The sequence below is a fragment of the Roseovarius pacificus genome (assembly GCF_900142665.1).
In the GTDB taxonomy this organism is placed as follows: Bacteria; Pseudomonadota; Alphaproteobacteria; order Rhodobacterales; family Rhodobacteraceae; genus Roseovarius; species Roseovarius pacificus.
Genome location: NZ_FRBR01000017.1, coordinates 1 through 18,608 on the forward strand (window position 1 = coordinate 1; position 18,608 = coordinate 18,608).

The following is an 18,608-nucleotide window of genomic DNA, read 5'->3' on the forward strand; positions in this document are numbered from 1 at the left end:
GCTCAGGTGCGAGAAAACCGTCAGTTCATTCGAAGCCTTCGTCAACCTCGCATGTACAATGGCATGGATCGCTTAAATGCAGACGCTGCCTAGGGCTATCACTGCAAAGCACGAGTTCATTGGCATTCTCGAGTTCAACGAGTGACTTGGCAATTGCTTGAGCAAGGCTTCTTTCATCTGCTATCAATTTGCACCTATCCGATACACGACCATAGCAACCCAAGTTCGCACGAGCTAGGCGAGCCTCCCTGTCATTTACAGCAGTATCTTCAAGCTCTGGGAAGATCGCAAGAGCTGCCTTCCAAACATCGTGCAGTATCTGTCAATTTGAGCTGATTGTGTTGAGAAACTCTGCAACCTGAAAATCGCCTCAATCCTGACATCGCTGTAATTGGTGCCGATGGCTCTCATGCGAACTTCGCCCTCGCCCGACCACACCCCGTAATGCCATATCCTTCACCTCGCCTAATCACGGCCTGCACACCGCGTGCCGACACCCCGGTTATGACGCAAACTGATTAACCGGGCGTTACCCCGAGGCGCGCCGGTTTCCGCAACGCCCCAAACACCCCGGTTTGCGCCCCTCATGGACGCAAATTCCCGAACACCCCCCGATTTTCGTACAAAACCCGCGTACACATCGTACAAAACGTACGAAACTCAGACCGGCTTGGCCTCGGGCTTGGGTTTGGGCTTGAGCACCTCCAGCGGGCGGCGCACCGTCTCGCGCAATCCCGGCCCCGACGGGGCCTGCACCCGCTTGGTCGCCTCGACCAGCAGCACGCCCCCCGACACCACCATCGAGAATCGTCCGCCCAGCCGCTCCCACATCCCCGCCGTCCTGCGCCAGAACCGCCCTTCCGAGGGCGGCTGGTACAGGGTCGTCGCATGGCCGATGGGCAGAAAGCTGTGCAATTTCAACTGGTTCTCAAGCTGGCTTTGCGAATAGGGGCGGCCGTATCCGAACGGTGTCTTGTCCGAGCGCGACCACAGCCCGGCCCGGTTCGGCACCATGAACAGCGCCGATCCCCCCGGCCCCAGCACCCGCCAGCATTCCTCCAGCAGCGCACCGGGGTTCTCGCTGGTTTCCAGCCCGTGCATCACCAGCAACTTGTCCACCCGCCCCGTTTCCAGCGGCCAGAGGGTCTCCTCGCACAGCACCGAGACATTCGCCATCCCCTGCGGCCAGCCGATAACCCCTTGAGGTCCCGGCATTAATCCGATCACCCGCCGCGCATCCTGGAGGTAGGGGCGCAGGAAGGGCACCGCGAATCCGAACCCCACCACCGTCTGCCCCTGCGCCTCGGGCCAGAACTGCAACACCTGTTCACGCACCGCCTTCTGCACCGCCCGCCCCAATCGGCTGCGATAATAGAAGTTCCGAAGGTCCTGCACGTCCAGATGCATTGCAGCCAAGCCCATGATCGGTCAGTCTTGGCTTATCATTAACCGGCAATCGGGAAAACACCATGACCCTTGAGATCGAAACCATTCCCTGCCTTTCGGACAATTACGCCTATCTGGCGCATGACCCCGATACCGGCATGACCGCGGCCATTGACGTCCCCGAGGCCGCGCCCATCCTCGCCATGCTGGACGAAAAAGAGTGGCTTCTCAGTCATGTGCTGATCACGCATCATCATGCCGACCATGTGGATGGCCTTCCCGAACTGCTGGAAAACGCGCCCGCCAGGGTGATCGGCGCCGCCGTCGACGCCCACCGCCTGCCCCCCCTCGACATCGCGGTCGAGGACGGAGACACGATCACCATCGGCAACGCCACCGGCCATGTCATGGACGTATCCGGCCACACCGTCGGCCATATCGCCTTTCATTTCCCCGAAAGCGCCGCCGTGTTCACCGCCGACAGCCTGATGGCGCTCGGCTGCGGGCGGGTGTTCGAGGGCACGATGGAGCAGATGTGGAACAGCCTGTCCAAGCTCGCCGCCCTGCCCCCCGAAACCACCGTCTGTTCAGGCCATGAATACACGCAGGCAAACGCAAAATTCGCGCTGACTATTGACCCCGACAATCCTGCGCTTACATCACGTGCAGCCGCGGTGGACGCCGCCCGCGCCAAGGGCCACCCCACCGTTCCCTCGAAACTGTCCGAGGAACTGGCCACCAATCCGTTTCTGCGCGCTGCAGACCCCGCGATTCAGGCCAACCTCGGCATGACCGGCAAGGACCCAGCTGAGGTGTTTGCCGAAATCCGGCGCCGCAAGGACCGGTTCTGATGTCCGATATGCCGCAAATCCCGTCTCGCGCCGCGAAAGTGAACGGATTTGTCCAAAAAAAACTTGAAGCCACGGCCATATCGACCAAACTTTAATACTATGAGGCCACGGTCGGACCGACGCCTCCGACCCAGATCAGAAGGAGCATCCTCGTGCCTTCATTCTCGAACACGCTGGAACAGGCAATCCACGCGGCACTGGCCCTGGCCAATGCCCGCCAGCACGAATTCGCCACGCTCGAACATCTTCTGCTGGCACTGATAGACGAACCCGACGCCGCCCGCGTTCTCAAGGCATGCAGCGTCGACACCGAAGATTTGCGCGGCACCCTGGTCGAGTTCATCGACGAAGACCTCTCCAACCTCGTGACCGACATCGAAGGCTCCGAGGCCGTGCCGACCGCCGCCTTCCAGCGTGTGATCCAGCGCGCGGCGATCCATGTCCAGTCCTCGGGCCGGACCGAAGTCACCGGCGCAAACGTGCTGGTCGCGATTTTCGCCGAGCGCGAATCGAATGCCGCCTATTTCCTTCAGGAACAGGACATGACGCGCTATGACGCGGTGAACTTCATCGCCCATGGCGTGGCCAAAGACCCTGCTTATGGCGAGGCCCGCCCGGTCAGCGGCGCCGAAGAAAACGACACCGATAACTCACACACGCAGTCCGAATCCGACGCGGTCGAAGCCAGTGAATCCGCGCTTGCCAAATATTGTGTCGACCTGAACGAGAAATCGCGCCGCGGTGACGTGGATCCGTTGATCGGGCGCGCCTCCGAGGTCGAGCGTTGCATTCAGGTGCTGTGCCGCCGCCGCAAGAACAATCCGCTCCTGGTCGGCGACCCCGGCGTCGGCAAAACCGCTATCGCCGAAGGCCTGGCGCACAAGATCGTCAAGGGCGACACGCCCGAGGTTCTGGCCAACACCACGATCTACAGCCTCGACATGGGGGCGCTTCTGGCCGGTACACGCTATCGCGGCGATTTCGAAGAGCGGCTCAAGGCCGTTGTGACCGAGCTCGAGGCCCACCCCGACGCGGTGCTGTTCATCGACGAAATCCATACCGTGATCGGCGCGGGCGCCACCTCGGGCGGGGCGATGGATGCCTCGAACCTGCTGAAACCCGCGCTTCAGGGCGGCAAGCTGCGCTGCATGGGCTCGACCACCTACAAGGAATTCCGCCAGCATTTCGAAAAGGACCGCGCGCTGTCGCGCCGGTTCCAGAAAATCGACGTGGTGGAACCCACCACCGACGATACGGTCAAGATCCTCAAGGGCCTCAAACCCTATTTCGAGGAACATCACAGCGTCAAATACACCAATGACGCCATCAGGACCGCCGTCGATCTGTCGGCGCGTTACATCAACGACCGCAAACTGCCCGACAAGGCCATCGACGTGATTGACGAGGCCGGTGCCGCCCAGCATCTGTTGGCCGCCTCCAAACGCCGCAAATCCATCGGCACCAAGGAGATCGAGGCGGTTGTCGCCAAAATGGCCCGCATCCCGCCCAAGAACGTCTCCAAGGACGATGCCGAGGTGCTGAAAGACCTTGAGAAAACGCTCAAGCGTGTCGTGTTCGGACAGGACAAGGCGATCGAAGCGCTGTCGAGCGCGATCAAGCTGTCGCGCGCGGGCCTGCGCGAGCCGGAAAAACCCATCGGCAACTACCTGTTCGCCGGTCCCACCGGCGTGGGCAAGACCGAGGTCGCCAAGCAACTGGCCGATACCCTGGGCGTGGAACTGTTGCGTTTCGACATGTCCGAATACATGGAGAAACACGCCGTTTCGCGCCTGATCGGCGCGCCTCCGGGCTATGTGGGCTTTGATCAGGGCGGTCTGCTGACCGACGGTGTCGATCAGCACCCGCATTGCGTGCTGCTGCTGGACGAGATCGAAAAAGCGCACCCGGATGTCTACAACATCCTGTTGCAGGTGATGGATCACGGCACGCTGACCGATCACAACGGCCGCACCGTGGATTTCCGCAATGTCGTGCTGATCATGACCTCGAACGCGGGCGCCACCGAACAGGCGAAATCCGCCGTGGGCTTTGGCCGCGACCGCCGCGAGGGCGAAGACACCGCCGCGATCGAACGCACCTTTACGCCGGAATTCCGCAACCGTCTGGACGCGGTGATTTCCTTCGGCCCGCTGCCGAAAGAGGTGATCCTGCAAGTGGTCGAGAAGTTCGTGCTTCAACTCGAAGCGCAACTGCTGGATCGCAACGTGACCATCGAACTGACCAAACCCGCCGCCGAATGGCTGGCCGACAAGGGCTATGACGACAAGATGGGCGCTCGCCCCTTGGCCCGCGTCATTCAGGAACACATCAAGAAACCCCTGGCCGAGGAATTGCTGTTCGGCAAACTGGCCAAGGGCGGTTTGGTCAGGGTTGGCGTCAAGGACGGTCAGATCGACCTGCACCTCGCCGGACCGGACCGCCCGCGCCTGTCGGGCAAGAAACCACCCTTGCTGACGGCGGACTGATGCCGGGCCTGCGGGCTGCGTTCTGTACATTCCTGCTTTCGGCGGCCGCCCCCGCGGTCGCCGAAATGCCGCGTTTGTCCCTGCCCATCGACTGTGCGCTTGGCGAAACCTGCTATGTCGAGGATTACGTCGATACCGATCCCGGCTCCGGACAGCGCGACTATGCCTGCGGCTTGAAAAGCCGCGACGGCCATCGCGGCACCGATATCGTCCTGTTGTCCTTCGAGGCGATGGACCAGGGTGTCAGGGTTCTGGCCGCCGCACCGGGTATTGTTGCCGCCACCCGCGATGGTGTCACGGACGTGGCCGTTACGCCGGATAACCGCGCCGGTATCGAGGGCCGCGAATGCGGCAATGCCGTGCGGATCGACCATGGCGATGGCTGGCAGACGCTCTATTGCCACATGAAACAGGGCAGTATCGCGGTTGAAAAGGGCCAGAAGGTGCAGTCGGGCGACATTCTCGGGCTCGTCGGCCTCAGCGGGCTGACGAACGTGCCCCATGTCCATCTGGGCGTGCTGAAGGACGGGCAGATCGTCGATCCGTTCCAGCCGCAGGCCACCGATACATGCGGCATGGCCTCGGGCGGGGGCATGTGGCGCGATGCCCCCGGCTATGACCGCGCGGGCCTGTTCACCGCCGGGTTTTCCACGGCAGTTCCCGGGTTCGACGCCGTGAAATCGGGCGCTGCACGGGTGCGCGAAACCGCACCGGATCAGGCACTGGTCCTCTATGGCCACGCCTTCTATGCCAAACCGGGCGATGTCCTGACCCTCAGCGCCGCTGGCCCCAAGGGTGAGATTTTCCGCCAGGAGATCACACTGGAAAACCCGCAGGCGCAACTGTTCCGGGCCTTCGGGCGCCACGCCCCCGAAGATGGCTGGCCCCAGGGCGATTATCGCGGCTATGTCCGGCTGACGCGCGACGGGCGGGTGATCGCCGTGCGCCACGCCGATATCGCCGTTACTTCCCGGTAAATTTCAACTCGATCCGCCGGTTCTGCGCCCGCGCCTCCGCTGTATCGGCGGGGTTGACCGGCTGGTATTGCCCGAACCCGTTGGCCGACAGCCGCGCGGGCGGCAGCCCAAGCGCGTCGATCATATAACGCACCACCGACAAGGCCCGTGCCTGACTGAGTTCCCAGTTGTCGGCAAAGGCCGCGCCGGGGCGAACCGGCACATCGTCCGTATGCCCATCCACCTGCAAGACCCAGTCGATCTCGGGCGGGATATCGTCGATCACATCGCTCAGAATGTCGGCGACATTGGCGATCTGCCCGCGTCCGGCAGCAGACAATTCCGCCTCGCCCGGCGCAAACAACACCTCCGAGGAAAACACGAACCGGTCGCCTTCGATCCGAATCCCCTGATGCGTGCCCAGAACGTCGCGCAACCGCCCGAAGAATTCCGAACGATAGCGTTCCAGATCCTCTTTCTGCTCTTCCAGCAATTTCGCACGGGCCTCTTCGGCCTCGCGGCGGCGGCGTTCTTCAGCGGCGACACGGGCAAGCGCGGTGTTCAACTCGTTACCGAGCGATTGCAACTGCACGTCCGAGGCCGCCTCACGCGCCCGCGCGTCATCCAGCAATCCCTGCAATTGCGATAACTGCTCTCGCAACGCGGCGACCTGACGGTTCAAAAGTGCCTGCTGCTTCTGCGCTTCGCTGGCGACCTCCTGTTGCTCGGCCAGTTTGTCCCGCGCCTGCGCCAACAGCACAGCGCGCTGTTCGGCTTCGCTCATCCGGTCTTCGGCGCGTGTTTCGGCCTCGGCCCTGGCCGCCAGGGCCGCAGCCAGACGCGCACGCAGATCACCGACATCGCCCATTTCGGCCAGTTGCGCCTCAAGCTCGGCAATCCGCGCCTCGCTCTGCGCCAGATCCTCGCCGGTCTCCTCCCGTGCCAGCAGCGCGGCAGCCAGACGTTCGTCCAGATCCTCTTGCGCGACCTCGGCAGCGGCCAGCAGCGTCAGGGTTTCCTCGGCGCGCTTGCGCTGTTCCTCCAGTGCCAAGGTCATCGAGGTCAGTTCCGCATCGGCATTCTTCAGCTTTTCACGCAACGCTTCGGCGGCGGCGGCCTCGGCCAGACGCGCCTTTTCCTCTTCGCTCAACTCGGTCTCAAGCTGATTGACCTGCCGTGTCAATTCCGCCTGCTCCGCTTCGCTGTCCGCCGCGTCGGCACGCAGATCGGCCACCAAAGCCTCGAGCGCCTCGCGTCTGGCGGCGGCCAGACGGGCGGCCTCTTCGCCTGCGCTCACCTCGTCCCGCAGGTTCGACAAGGCCAGTTGCAGCGCCTCCTGCTCCGAGATCAACTCCGCCCGCTCGCTTTCCAGATCGGAAACCTGCCCAAGCGCGCGATCCCGCTCCGACAGCAACCCGGCGACCTGTTCCTCGAAACTTGCGATCCGGCCCTGCGCCGCACCGAGGGCTGCCGCCTGCTCCTCGGTCTGGCTGCGCAGGGTCGCGATCAGAGCCGCCTGTTCTTCCTGCCGGGCGCGGGCATCGCCAAGCGTGACCGTCAACTCACCCACGCGCTCGCTCAACGTCGCATTGCGGTCGCGCTCCAGCCCTAGCGCCTGCGCCAGCGCATCCACCTCCGCCGACAATTCATCCAGTTTGCTGGCCTGCCCGGTGATGGTTTCCCGCAGAGCGAACTGCACGATCATGAAAATGGTCAGCACGAACATCAGAACCAGCAACAGGCCGGTCATCGCATCCACGAATCCCGGCCAGATCGAAGCCTGGAAACGTGCGCCGGTGCGCCGGGACAGCGCCATCGCCTAGCTCTCCTGCCTGTCGTCGGCGTTCGGATGCATGGGCGGTGTCATACCGGGCCGCGTGTCGCGCATCTGGTTGAAAATCCGGGTCAACGCCGCCAGATCGGTGCGCAGTTCGGTCATCGTTTCCTGACGCCCGGCGCTGATCTCCTCGAGAATGCGCAGCATCTGCACGTCGATCGAGCGCAGGCGCATCCGGCTTTCGGCATCCAGACCGGACTCCCCGCCACTCTTGACCTGGTGCTCCTGAATAACGTCGATCAAACGTTCCTGCCCCTCGGCCACCCGTGTCAGGGCCGCGTTCACCGGGTTTGAGCCGCTCATCCGGTGGGTCAGGCGTTCGATGGAATCCGCCAGAACGCCCAGTTTTTCATCCACCATGGCACGGCTGACATCGGATTGGGTCAGCACCGTCTGAAGGCTGTCCATCTGCCCGGCCATGTAATCCAGCACATGTGCCACGGCACCGGCCTCCCCGCTTCCTTCCCCGTCCCCCGAGGAAAAGCCGACCCGCGTGATCGTGGACATCCATTCCTCGAGCTCGCGATAGAACCGGTTCTGCCCGTGACTGGCGAACAATTCCAGCAGGCCCACCACCAAAGACCCGGCCAACCCAAGCAGGGACGAGGCAAAGGCCACGCCCATGCCGCCAAGCTGCGCCTCCAGCCCGGTCATCAGCCGGTTGAACACCTCGACACCGCCTTCGCCCTCTTGCGGGGCAAGGCTCCGGATCGTGTCGACCACCGCCGGAACAGTGGTGGCAAGACCATAGAACGTCCCCAGAAGGCCAAGGAAAATCAGCATGTTGACGATATAACGCGTGATCTCGCGCGCCTCGTCGATCCGCTGCGCCACCGAATCCAGTATCGACCGCGCCGAGGTCGAGGCGATCTGCATCCGCTTGCCGCGCTGGCGCAACAAGGTGGCCAGCGGCGCCAGCAACAGCGGCGCCTTGATCATCTCGTGGCCCGGATACTGGGCGGCAAACCCTTCGATCCAGCGGACCGATCCGATCAGCTGGAACACCTGCCAGAAACAGGCCACCACGCCGATCACGAACACGAACAGGATGAACCCGTTCAGCCACGGATTGGCCTGAAATACCGGCAACACCCGCGGCAGGGCCAGAAAGGCCCCGGCGGCTGTCAGCCCCAGAACGATCAGCATCAGAACGATCTGGCGAACAGGGCGTGAAAACTGCGGCTCGACCTCGCGGTCCGGCTGGTCCATCTGGACGGCTCCCGGCTCTGGTTCTCGTTGCGCCAACCCTACGCGCACACGGCTTTCAAGCCAAGGGCTTATGCGCCGATCGCCCGCACCCGCCGCGTCAGCCACGCCAGATCGCTGTCGATGATGCCCAACTCGTCCAGATGAGCGGCAGTGTTGAACAGATATTCGGTGTTCGGCCCGCGCCCGCCCACGGCCCGCGCGATGATATGCGCCTGCTCTTCCAGGTCCATCCCCCCGCAATACTGCACATGATCCGGGTCGATCACATAGGTCAGCGCCTCGACCTCGCGGCCATCGGCCAGATGGATGGTCAGCCGTTTTTCCAGATAGGCCGACGAAATGAGTTCCCGCTCGCGCAGATAGGCCAGAACCTGATCCTGCTCGTGATCGGCCACCGACAGGCCCACGCCCCGGCACTGCGCGCCCTCGGCAGCATCCAGCGCCAGCACGAGGCCCGGCTCGGCCTCGGTGCCCCGGTGATGGATCGAGCGCATGCAGAAACTGCGGTGATAGCCCGGCAAGGTGGCGATCACCCGATCCTGCACGTCAAAGCCCGGATTCCACACCAGCGATCCATAGCCAAAGACCCACATCGTCATTTTACTGTCCCTCGCGCTTTTGAAGTCTTAAACACCATCGCGAACCGTCATGAAAGGGCGCGCAATGCTGAGATTCCTGATCACCGTGATTCTGCTCGCCGCCGCGGCCTGGGCCGGGTACTGGTTCATCGGCTCGACCGGCGTGCAATCGGGCTTTGCCACGTGGTTCGATCAGCGCCGGGCCGAAGGCTGGGTCGCCGATTACACCGCGCTCGACGTCCAGGGCTTTCCCAACCGGTTCGACACGGTGGTCACCGGCCTCACGCTGGCCGACCCCGACACCGGGCTGGCCTGGGACGCGCCGCAATTCCAGATCAACGCGCTCAGCTACCGGCCCAACCACGTGATCGCCGTCTGGCCCGAGACGCAGCGCCTTGCCACCCCGCTGGCGAAATACGACCTGCAAAGCCAGGACATGCGCGCCAGCCTCGTGCTGGAACCCAACACCAGCCTGACCCTGCAACGCACCACCCTGACCGCCAAGGAACTGGAGATTCACCCGCTGGACGACAGCGGCGACACATCGCTGCAAGCGTTGCGGCTGGCCGCCGATCACGTCCCGATGCAGAATCTCGCCACCTACCGGCTGGGTCTGGCCGCCGATGGGCTGTCCCCCGCGTTGTCCTGGCGCGAAACCGTCGATCCCTCAGGGCGCCTGCCCGAAACCTTCGACGCACTCAACATCGACCTGACCGTCGAATTCGACAAGCCATGGGATCGCACCGCCATCGAAGACGCCCGCCCGCAACCGCGCCGGATCGACATCCGGCTGGCCGAGGCCCGCTGGGGCCGGCTGGAATTGCAAATGGCCGGCGAAATGAGCGTCGATGCCTCGGGCCACCCCGAGGGCGAGGTCATGATCAAGGCCCGCAACTGGCGCGATATCCTCGATCTGGCGGTGAATGCCGGGGCGATGCCGGAAGGCATGGCCGGAACCGTGGCTGACGGACTGGGCCTGATTTCGCAAATGGCGGGCAACCCCAGGACACTGGATATCCCGCTGAACCTGCGTAACGGCAGTGTTTTTCTGGGGCCGGTCCCCATCGGCCCCGCACCGGTGCTGCGCCTGCGATAACCGGGACAAAGGGGGCGTTGCCCCCTCGGCCTGCGGCCTCACCCCCAGAGTATTTCAGGAAAGATGAAGATACGCCTCAGCGGCAATACGGCCCATAGCCGTGTTCGGCCGTATCGAAATGGAAATGGTCCTGATGGTGCGGGTCCGAGTTCGGCCCCAGAACCGTCCCGAACGGCCCGCAGGCTGCGCCGTGCAATTTCCGCAGGATGCGCCCGTGCTTGCCCCGCCCCCAATCCTTCAATACCGAAATTTCCGACCCGTCGGCCAGTTGGATGGCGGCGATGTCGATGGCCTTGCCCTTGGCGTGTTCGGACAGGCGCGCGCCGGAGCGGTGATTGCGCGTCCGGCAGGCGTAATGCGCCGGCACCCGCAGGGCCGTGGCCCCGCCGCCGGTCTTGCCGACCGCCGGAATCATGTCGCGGTCGATCCACCCCTTGAGGGTGCGCGCGGTGTTGCATTCCATGGCCGACGGCTGGCTCAGCGCAATTCCGCCGATCCGGCGCACGCGCACGGCCGCCTGTATTCCGCAGCCCCCCGGCCCCGGCAACTCGCCCACGATTTCGCCCTTGATCGAAGGATCGCCGCAAACCGATCCGCGGCTGGAGACGACCGGCTCTTTCTGGCCGCCACCGGGGATCATGGAACATCCCATGAGGATCAGTGGGATAAGCAGGATCTTGCGCATCTCGTCAGCCTTTTTTTACCCGTCCGAAATCCGGCGCATCGGTATCCTGCCCCGCTTCGATAATCCCGCGCCGGATGGCGCGCGTGCGGGTAAAATACGCGAACAGGTGATCGCCGTCACCGGTGCGGATCGCGCGTTGCAGCGCGAACAGCTCTTCGGTGAAGCGGCCCAGGATTTCCAGCGTGGCCTCCTTGTTGTTCAGGAATACGTCGCGCCACATGGTCGGATCGCTGGCGGCGATCCGGGTGAAATCGCGAAACCCCGCGGCGGAATACTTGATCACCTCGCTGTCGGTCACCCGGCGCAGATCGTCGGCCACGCCCACCATCGTGTAAGCGATGAGGTGGGGCGCGTGGCTGGTCACGGCCAGAACCAGATCGTGATGCTCGGCATCCATCTCATCGGTCTGCGCGCCCATGCCCTGCCACAGGGCCTCGACCCGCGCCACGGCATCGCGATCGCTGCCCTCGACCGGAACGATCAGGCACCAGCGATTGTCGAACAACTCGGCAAAGCCGGCGCGCGGGCCGGAATGCTCGGTGCCCGCCAGCGGGTGGGCGGGCACGAAATGCACCCCCGCGGGCAGGTGCGGGGCAACGGCCTCGATCACCGCCTTCTTGACCGATCCGACATCGCTGACCGTCGCACCGGGCTTGAGGGCCGGGGCGATCTCGGCCGCGACCGCGCCCATCGCGCCCACGGGAACGCACAGCACCACCAGATCGGCGCCTTCGACGGCCTCGGCGGCGCTGTCGCAAACCCGGTCGCACAGGCCGATTTCGCGCGCGGTATCGCGGGTTTCGACCGAGCGGGCATAGCCCGTCACTTCACCGGCCAGCCCCGCGCGCCTGATCGCCCAGAACATGGACGAGGCGATCAGCCCCAGACCGATCAGCGCGACGCGGTCATATACCTGCGCCATCACTCATCCCCCATGAACTGCCCCACCGCATGGGCCACCCGGCGGCAACTGGGCTCATCGCCCACGGTGATGCGCAGGCAATTGGGCAGCTTGTAGCCATGCACCCGGCGCACGATCAGCCCCTCGGATTTCAGGTATTCGTCGCAGGCCTCGGCCTCTTCCCGGCTGGAAAACCGCGCAAGGATGAAATTCGCCATCGACGTGTCCGACGGCACCCCGTGCCCGGCCAGAGCCTCGGCCAGCCAGGCGCGCAGGCGCGTGTTGTCGTTGCGGCACTTCTCGGCCCAGGCGGTATCGCGCACCGCGGCCTCGGCCGTGACAAGGGCGGGCTGCCCGAGGTTGAAGGGGCCGCGAATGCGGTTCAGCACGTCGATCACATGCTGCGGGCCATACCCCCAGCCCACGCGCAACCCGCCAAGCCCGTAGAGCTTGGAGAACGTGCGCGTCATCATCACGTTTTCGCGGCTCTCCACCAGCCGCGCGCCGCCATCGTAGCCTTCGACATATTCGGCATAGGCCCCGTCGATCACCAGCAGGACATGATCGGGCAGGCCATCGGCCAGCCGCGTCAGTTCGCCCTCGCCGATCATCGTGCCGGTGGGATTGTTCGGATTGGCGATGAACACCAGCCGCGTGGCGTCGGTGCAGGCGGCCAGGATGGCATCCACATCCGTGACCCGCTCGCGCTCGCGCACCTCGACCGGGGTCGCGCCATTGGCCAGCGCGCCGATGCGATACATCGCAAAGCCATGCTCGGTGTGGATCACCTCGTTGCCCGGCCCGGCATAGGCCTGACACAGAAAGGCGATGATCTCGTCGCTGCCCGCGCCGCAGATCACCCGCGCGGGATCGAGGCCGTGCACCTCGCCGATCGCCTCGCGCAGCGCGCGGTGATCGGTCGAGGGATACCGGTGCAGGTCGAACCCGGCCTTGCGGAACGCGTCCTTGGCGGCCTCGCTCGGACCGAACGGGTTTTCGTTCGAGCTGAGCTTGACCACGTTCGACACTCCCTCGATATGCGAGGCCCCGCCCTGATACAGGTCGATCTCCAGAATACCCGGTTGTGGCGTGATCTTGGTCATGGCGCATACTCCCCTGCCGGTGTTCTAGCTTTGCCCCCTGGCCTTGGCCAGCTTCAAAAGACACGGCGCAAGGCTGGCGTCCAAACGTGGCAGCTCTGCCACTCCTGCACATCGGCACAAATGAGAAAGGCCGCGCCGGGCATCCCCGTCGCGGCCTTTTTCCAGCGTATGCAGAACGCTTAGTTCTGCGCGTAGAATTCGATGACGAGGTTCGGTTCCATCATCACCGGATAGGGCACGTCGCCCAGGCCGGGGGTCCGCACGAAGGTGGCGGTCATCTTGGAATGGTCGGCCTCGATGTAATCGGGCACGTCACGCTCGGGCAGTTGGGTGGCTTCCAGAAGCGCCGCCATCTGCTTGGAGCGGTCGCGCACTTCGACCACGTCACCCTCTTTCACGCGGTAGGAGGGGATGTTGACCTTCTTGCCGTTCACCCGGACATGGCCGTGGTTCACGAACTGACGCGCGGCAAAGATCGTGGGCACGAACTTGGCACGGTAAACGACGGCGTCCAGACGGCGCTCCAGCAGGCCGATCAGCAATTCACCGGTGTCGCCGCGCAGACGCTCGGCTTCGGCATAGATACGGCGGAACTGTTTTTCCGTCAGATCACCGTAATAGCCCTTCAGCTTCTGCTTGGCGCGCAGTTGCAGGCCAAAGTCGGACATCTTGCCCTTGCGGCGCTGACCGTGCTGGCCGGGGCCGTATTCGCGGCGGTTGACGGGGGATTTCGGACGGCCCCAGATGTTTTCGCCCATCCGGCGGTCGATTTTGTACTTGGCAGACGTGCGTTTGGTCACGGCTGATCTCCTTCGTTCAGGTTTCGAAGGGCGTTGTCCTCTTCCCGGTATTTGCCGGGATGACAGGAATCCCCTTGCGGGGGCCACCAACACCAATGAAGCCGCGCTTATACGCCCCTTCCGGGCAGAGTCAACCGCTCATCGCCCAAACGCCGGAGCCCTGCCGGGTCAGGCCGCCTCATACCGCAAAACCGCGGCTTCCGACGCACTCAGGCTGCGCCGGGCAAAGCCGCCATAGCGCTGCGGTTCGGCCTCCAGCGACGCATCCAGCGCCAGCAGGCGCGCCCGGTCTTCGCCATCCAGCGTCGACAAGGCCGTGCTGGCGGGATGGAAGCTTTCGGTTTCGATCCCGTTGGCCCATAGCACAGCATGCGCGGGCAGCAGCAGGTGAATATAGGTCACCTCGCGCACCGCGACATCCACCGCGATCGTGCCGTTATTGATCAAATCGCGCGCCCGCACCAGAACCTCGGGCGTGTTGAACAAGGCCCTCGCCTCGTCGCCCTTGATCAGCATGCGATGCTCGGGCGAGACCAGCAATTCCTGGTCGGGCCGCTCCACACCCAGGGCCCCGGCCCGGATACGCACCGGCCGCAAATGCGGCATCGCGAACAGGCGCGCGCCGCTCATCCGGCGGCTGCCGATCCACTGCACCTCCTGCGCGCCGTTATCCTTGGTCTGCACCAGATCGCCCTCGCGCAGGTCCTGCACCAGTCGCGGCCCTTGCGGCGTTTCCAGCCGCGTCCCCGGCGTAAAACAGATCACACCGCCGGTTTCCGGCCCGGTCGAGGCAACCTTCTGCGCCGCCTCGAAGGAATGATGCACCACCCACATTTCGGTATCCGAAGGCGGGATATCGTCCACGAACAACAGCAAGGGCGGCGCGCCGCCTCCGACTTCGATCATCGTGACCGTGAAACTGCGCGATCCGTTCGTGACCACGAAACCGCTATCCGTCAGCGGATCGTCCACGTCGATCCCGTTCAGGTTTCGCTGATTTGTACGCGCGGCCCCCACCAACCGCCGCACCAGCCGTGCCGCTCGCTTGCGGCAATTCATATCGCCGTCTGCCCGCTCAAGGCGCAGTACTTCATTTGGGCCATCCACCCGAACAAGATCGCCCCGCCAGGACCATGCGGCCCCGACGCTCAGCGCCTGTACCGGAGCGGAAACCAATCCGTCCACTTCCGTCTGCGACCAGGAGATGACAAACGCGCCTCTAAAGCCCGTTTTCATAGCCTGTATGCCTGCCTTTTATTTTTTTATTAACCAGAGGTTAGCAGACGCGAATCACCCTGGGAAGTCCTGCAAAGACCTTTGTTGCCAAAAAACAGATGGCGTCACCCGCAGCCCACAACCGGCACCTAAACGACATGCGGCCCGTAGGGTGTATCGTTCAGCACTTCGGCCCCGTCCGGCCCCAGCAGAACGGTATTGGAGACAAAGAAATTCCCGCGCCCGGTTTCGGTGAACCATGACATCAGGTGAAACGTCATGCCCTCCTGCATCTCAAGCTCCGAGTCATGCCGCAACCCCGTCACGCGCGGCCCGCCCGTCCATGACGGCGGAAACCCGATCCCCACCAGATACCCGCAATGATGCCGCCGGTACTCCGGCATCCCGGCAGCATCGACCACAGCCTGCCATCCATCGTACACATCGCGCGCCCGCACACCGGGGCGCAGCGCCGCCAGCGTCGCATCGAAGGCCCGCTTGCTGATGTCGGCCATCGCCGCATCTTCGTCGGATATCTGCCCGATGCTCACCAGCCGCCCCATCGGCGCGTTGTAGCGGGCAACGCACCCGGCGACTTCCAGAAACACCGCCCCTTCATGGGTGCCCTCGCCCCAACTGGTATGCTCTTCGGCCATGCGGGCCGCCGGGCGCAGGAACGGGCCGAACCCTGGCGGCGTACCGCCTGCACGGGTCATCGCCGACAGGCATTCGGCGGCAACTTCCGCCTCTTGCGCGCCATCGTGAATGGCCGCAATCGCCGCTTGTGTTCCCGCATCCGCCGCCCTGGCCGCCCGGCGCATGAATCCCTCTTCCTCGGGCGATTTCACCAGCCGCAGGGTATCGACCATGCCGGTGATGTCGCGCCATTCGGCCCCGGCGATCCCCTCTTTCAACGCCTCGCCCATGGCCAGCGACAACCCCGATGACCACGCCTCGTGTCCAACCGCCTTGCCCGCGCAAGACCCGGCCAGATGCCCGATCACCACATCCGCCGCCGTTTCAGAGTCGCTGTGCCCAAGAAAGCGCGCATTGCGCACCATGTTGGCAATCGCCACCTGCTCCATCTGGCGCGTGACCAATACCATATCGCCCTCGCGTGGCACGATCAGAACATGCGGCGCGAAATATCCCCAGTGATCCAGCCCGATCAGGTAAAAGATGTTTTCCGGCGCGCTCAGCAGGATCAGGTCGAGCCCCCGCGCCTCCATCTGCTGTCGGGTCGCGGCCACACGGCGGGCCAGTTCGCCATCGCTGAACGGGTTGGAATGCATCGCGGCGGCCTCCTGCTGGCAACGATCGGGGATAGCCGATGGTCCGCGCCTTTGCCCGCCAGGCCTGTCGCGTTCCCGCCATTTCCCGGTCAGTCCGCGACCTGTCTCATGCTTTCGGGGCGTGACAGCACGTTTGTACGAAACAGGGGTGGGTTTTGTACGAATTTCGCCGCGCGCCCTGTTAACCCGGCGGATTTACCGATCCGATACCGACGCAATACCGACGTGATACCGATGCAATACCGAACACGGTTTTTCATTGTTAACCAATGGGTTGGACCCGATTCGCCGCTCAGAGCGCCCGCATCCAGAATTGCAGCGGATGCTCCGTTTCCTCGGGCTGGTCTGTATCCTTCCAGCGAAACTGCGCGACCGCACCTTTCAGAGGCGCATACCCACGCTTGCGCCAGAACGGGTCAAGCGGTTGATATTGCTCGGGTTTCAAAGGATGATCCGCAGGGCGCACCACCCCGCAAAAGGCCACATACCGCCGCCCCATCTCCCGCGCATGGGCCTCGCGCGCATCGAAAAACGCATGCCCGATCCCCCGACCCCGGTATCCGGGCAGCAAGACACTTTCCGCACAGTAGAAAATGTCTTTCAGATCAATGTCTTGCCCATCAAACGCCGCCGCGAAATCCTCGGCATGATCTTCCATCGGCGTCCCCGTCGAAGCCCCGATCAGACGATCCCCGTCAAACGCCGCCACCAATATGGCGTTTTCGCTTTCGCGATAGATCTGTAGATAGTGTCTCTCATAGGCCTCATCCCCATCATATAGATAGGGCCAGGCCCGAAACACCTCGATCCGCAGCCGCGCCACATCGTCCAGCGCCTCAGCCAGATCCTCGCCCGTCAGCCGCTCGACCCGGATCATCCTTTGACCTGTCGCATCCAGTCAGCCAGGTTATAATAGGTGACGATCCGGGTTATCTTGCCGTTTTTCAACGAAAAAAACGATCCGGCAGGCAAACGGTAGGTTTGCCCGTTCGCCTCGGGCAAGCCTTCGTCGGTTTCCAGATACGTCCCGTTCACCACATATTCCGCCGCCGCGCGCGCCCCACCCTCGGCGTCGAAGATCACCATATCGGTCAGTTCTTCGCGGTAGCAGCGATTCATATGCTCGCAAAAGGCCCGGAAGGCCTCCTTCCCGGTGCGAACCTGCCCCTCGTTCACATGATGCGCCACATCATCGCTCAGGCAGGCCAGCATCGTCGCCACGTCCCCCCTGTTGAAGGCATCGAAATAGGATTTAACCGTTGAATTCATTGCATCTCCTTTGGCTCGCCCCACCTCTCCCTGAGGTGGGAAATGATCTGATCGCGGGTCTGCCGGTAGGCGTCCAACTTGGCCTCCCGTGTCTCACCGAGGCCCGTAGGGTCCATGATCGGCCAATAGATGACATCCAGATGAAACACCCGCGTCAGCTCCAGCGCCCTGCGCTGGCTGGCCGGGCTGAGCGCGACGATCAGGTCGAACGACGACAGGTCATCGCCCCATTGCTCCATCTCGTCGAAACTGCGGGTACGATGCCGGGCCAGTTCCACCCCGACCTCATCGCAGACCGCGATGGAAAATCCGTCGATTTCCATGTCACTTTTGACACCCGCCGACTGGACGTAAACATCTGTTCCATAAAACTTTTTCATGAGACCTTCGGCCATCGGCGAGCGCACTGCATTATGATCGCAGCAAAACAAGACCGATTGGGGAAGCTCACAGGCCACCGCCATCAGCCCCCAAAATGCAGCACGCAGATCAGCGTGAACAGGCGCCGTGCGGTATCGTTGTCGACCTTGGCCTTGCCGTCCAGCCGCTCTTCCAGAATACGCGCGCCTTCGTTGTGAATCCCCCGCCGCGCCATGTCGATGGTCTCGATCTGGGCCGGCGGCATGTTCCTGACCGCGTCGAAATAGCTTTCGCAAATCTGCCAGTAATCCTTGACCACCTGCCGGAACGGCGACAGCGACAGATGAAACTCCGCCGCCGGGTTTTCATCCTCCGTGCGGATATCGAAGACCAGCCGCTTGTCACGGATCGACAGGCCAACACGATAAGGCCCGTCCGGCACCACCCGATCATCGCGTTTTGGCAGGGCAAAGGAATTTTCCTCGATCAGGTCGAACATGGCGACCTTGCGCTCCTGCTCGATCTCGGGGGTTGGCGGGGGCAGGTTGGCGTCGTCCAACTCGATATGGCAGATACGCGACATT

18 protein-coding genes are annotated in these 18,608 nt (G+C 63.5%); 4 read left to right on the forward strand and 14 right to left on the reverse strand.

Annotated elements, in window-relative coordinates:
* Positions 1–660 precede the first annotated feature (660 nt).
* Positions 661–1,407 carry a methyltransferase domain-containing protein gene (locus BUB53_RS19105; RefSeq protein WP_073037168.1) on the reverse strand — a complete coding sequence of 249 codons (747 nt, stop codon included), beginning with the start codon at positions 1,405–1,407 and terminating at the stop codon, positions 661–663.
* 62 nt (positions 1,408–1,469) lie between these two features.
* Here BUB53_RS19105 and gloB point away from each other — a divergent pair, with 62 nt between their 5' ends.
* The 3 genes from gloB to BUB53_RS19120 all read left to right on the forward strand — a co-directional run bounded on the left by gloB (position 1,470) and on the right by BUB53_RS19120 (position 5,700).
* A complete protein-coding gene (gloB, locus tag BUB53_RS19110) occupies positions 1,470–2,237 on the forward strand; it encodes a hydroxyacylglutathione hydrolase (protein ID WP_073037170.1) in 768 nt (255 codons plus the stop codon).
* A gap of 152 nt (positions 2,238–2,389) precedes the next feature.
* Complete coding sequence (gene clpA, locus BUB53_RS19115) at positions 2,390–4,723, forward strand: ATP-dependent Clp protease ATP-binding subunit ClpA (RefSeq protein WP_073037172.1); 2,334 nt, start codon at positions 2,390–2,392, stop codon at positions 4,721–4,723.
* 65 nt (positions 4,724–4,788) lie between these two features.
* Positions 4,789–5,700, forward strand: coding sequence for a M23 family metallopeptidase (locus BUB53_RS19120; protein WP_229709597.1), 912 nt, complete (start codon positions 4,789–4,791; stop codon positions 5,698–5,700).
* Here BUB53_RS19120 and BUB53_RS19125 read toward each other — a convergent pair.
* From BUB53_RS19125 to BUB53_RS19135, 3 genes are all read right to left on the reverse strand, one after another.
* A complete protein-coding gene (locus BUB53_RS19125) occupies positions 5,687–7,495 on the reverse strand; it encodes a peptidoglycan -binding protein (protein ID WP_073037176.1) in 1,809 nt (602 codons plus the stop codon). The genes BUB53_RS19120 and BUB53_RS19125 overlap by 14 nt on opposite strands.
* 3 nt (positions 7,496–7,498) lie before the next feature.
* Positions 7,499–8,725, reverse strand: coding sequence for a biopolymer transporter ExbB (locus BUB53_RS19130; protein WP_073037178.1), 1,227 nt, complete (start codon positions 8,723–8,725; stop codon positions 7,499–7,501).
* A 68-nt stretch (positions 8,726–8,793) separates the two neighbouring features.
* On the reverse strand, positions 8,794–9,324 hold the full coding sequence (locus tag BUB53_RS19135) for a gamma-glutamylcyclotransferase (protein ID WP_073037181.1): 531 nt from the start codon (positions 9,322–9,324) through the stop codon (positions 8,794–8,796).
* Positions 9,325–9,388: 64 nt separating this feature from the next.
* On the opposite strand from BUB53_RS19135, the gene BUB53_RS19140 reads away from it, so the two are divergent.
* A complete protein-coding gene (locus BUB53_RS19140) occupies positions 9,389–10,399 on the forward strand; it encodes a DUF2125 domain-containing protein (protein WP_084729350.1) in 1,011 nt (336 codons plus the stop codon).
* A 76-nt stretch (positions 10,400–10,475) separates the two neighbouring features.
* Here the strand turns inward: BUB53_RS19140 and BUB53_RS19145 are convergent, their stop codons facing one another.
* From BUB53_RS19145 to BUB53_RS19190, 10 genes are all read right to left on the reverse strand, one after another.
* Positions 10,476–11,084: an extensin-like domain-containing protein gene (locus tag BUB53_RS19145; RefSeq protein ID WP_073037184.1), complete on the reverse strand. Its 609-nt coding sequence runs from the start codon at positions 11,082–11,084 to the stop codon at positions 10,476–10,478.
* A 4-nt stretch (positions 11,085–11,088) separates the two neighbouring features.
* A complete protein-coding gene (locus BUB53_RS19150) occupies positions 11,089–12,006 on the reverse strand; it encodes a prephenate/arogenate dehydrogenase family protein (RefSeq protein ID WP_073037186.1) in 918 nt (305 codons plus the stop codon).
* Positions 12,006–13,088, reverse strand: a complete 1,083-nt coding sequence (gene hisC / locus BUB53_RS19155; RefSeq protein WP_073037188.1) for a histidinol-phosphate transaminase — start codon at positions 13,086–13,088, stop codon at positions 12,006–12,008. The genes BUB53_RS19150 and hisC overlap by 1 nt, the downstream gene beginning before the upstream one ends.
* A gap of 179 nt (positions 13,089–13,267) precedes the next feature.
* Positions 13,268–13,888 (reverse strand): 30S ribosomal protein S4, encoded by a 621-nt coding sequence (rpsD, locus tag BUB53_RS19160; RefSeq protein ID WP_073037190.1) that lies wholly within the window; start codon positions 13,886–13,888, stop codon positions 13,268–13,270.
* A 168-nt stretch (positions 13,889–14,056) separates the two neighbouring features.
* Positions 14,057–15,124, reverse strand: a complete 1,068-nt coding sequence (locus tag BUB53_RS19165; protein WP_073037192.1) for a Hint domain-containing protein — start codon at positions 15,122–15,124, stop codon at positions 14,057–14,059.
* A gap of 128 nt (positions 15,125–15,252) precedes the next feature.
* On the reverse strand, positions 15,253–16,395 hold the full coding sequence (locus tag BUB53_RS19170; RefSeq protein ID WP_073037194.1) for a M24 family metallopeptidase: 1,143 nt from the start codon (positions 16,393–16,395) through the stop codon (positions 15,253–15,255).
* Between the two features lie 292 nt (positions 16,396–16,687).
* Positions 16,688–17,272, reverse strand: coding sequence for a GNAT family N-acetyltransferase (locus BUB53_RS19175; RefSeq protein WP_073037196.1), 585 nt, complete (start codon positions 17,270–17,272; stop codon positions 16,688–16,690).
* Positions 17,269–17,664, reverse strand: coding sequence for a ketosteroid isomerase-related protein (locus BUB53_RS19180; protein ID WP_073037198.1), 396 nt, complete (start codon positions 17,662–17,664; stop codon positions 17,269–17,271). The genes BUB53_RS19175 and BUB53_RS19180 overlap by 4 nt, the downstream gene beginning before the upstream one ends.
* The gene (locus BUB53_RS19185) at positions 17,661–18,128 is read right to left on the reverse strand and encodes an arsenate-mycothiol transferase ArsC (RefSeq protein ID WP_073037201.1); all 468 of its coding nucleotides are present in this window, start codon (positions 18,126–18,128) and stop codon (positions 17,661–17,663) included. The genes BUB53_RS19180 and BUB53_RS19185 overlap by 4 nt, the downstream gene beginning before the upstream one ends.
* Positions 18,128–18,607 carry a UPF0262 family protein gene (locus BUB53_RS19190; RefSeq protein WP_073037275.1) on the reverse strand — a complete coding sequence of 160 codons (480 nt, stop codon included), beginning with the start codon at positions 18,605–18,607 and terminating at the stop codon, positions 18,128–18,130. The genes BUB53_RS19185 and BUB53_RS19190 overlap by 1 nt, the downstream gene beginning before the upstream one ends.
* Position 18,608: the final 1 nt, after the last annotated feature.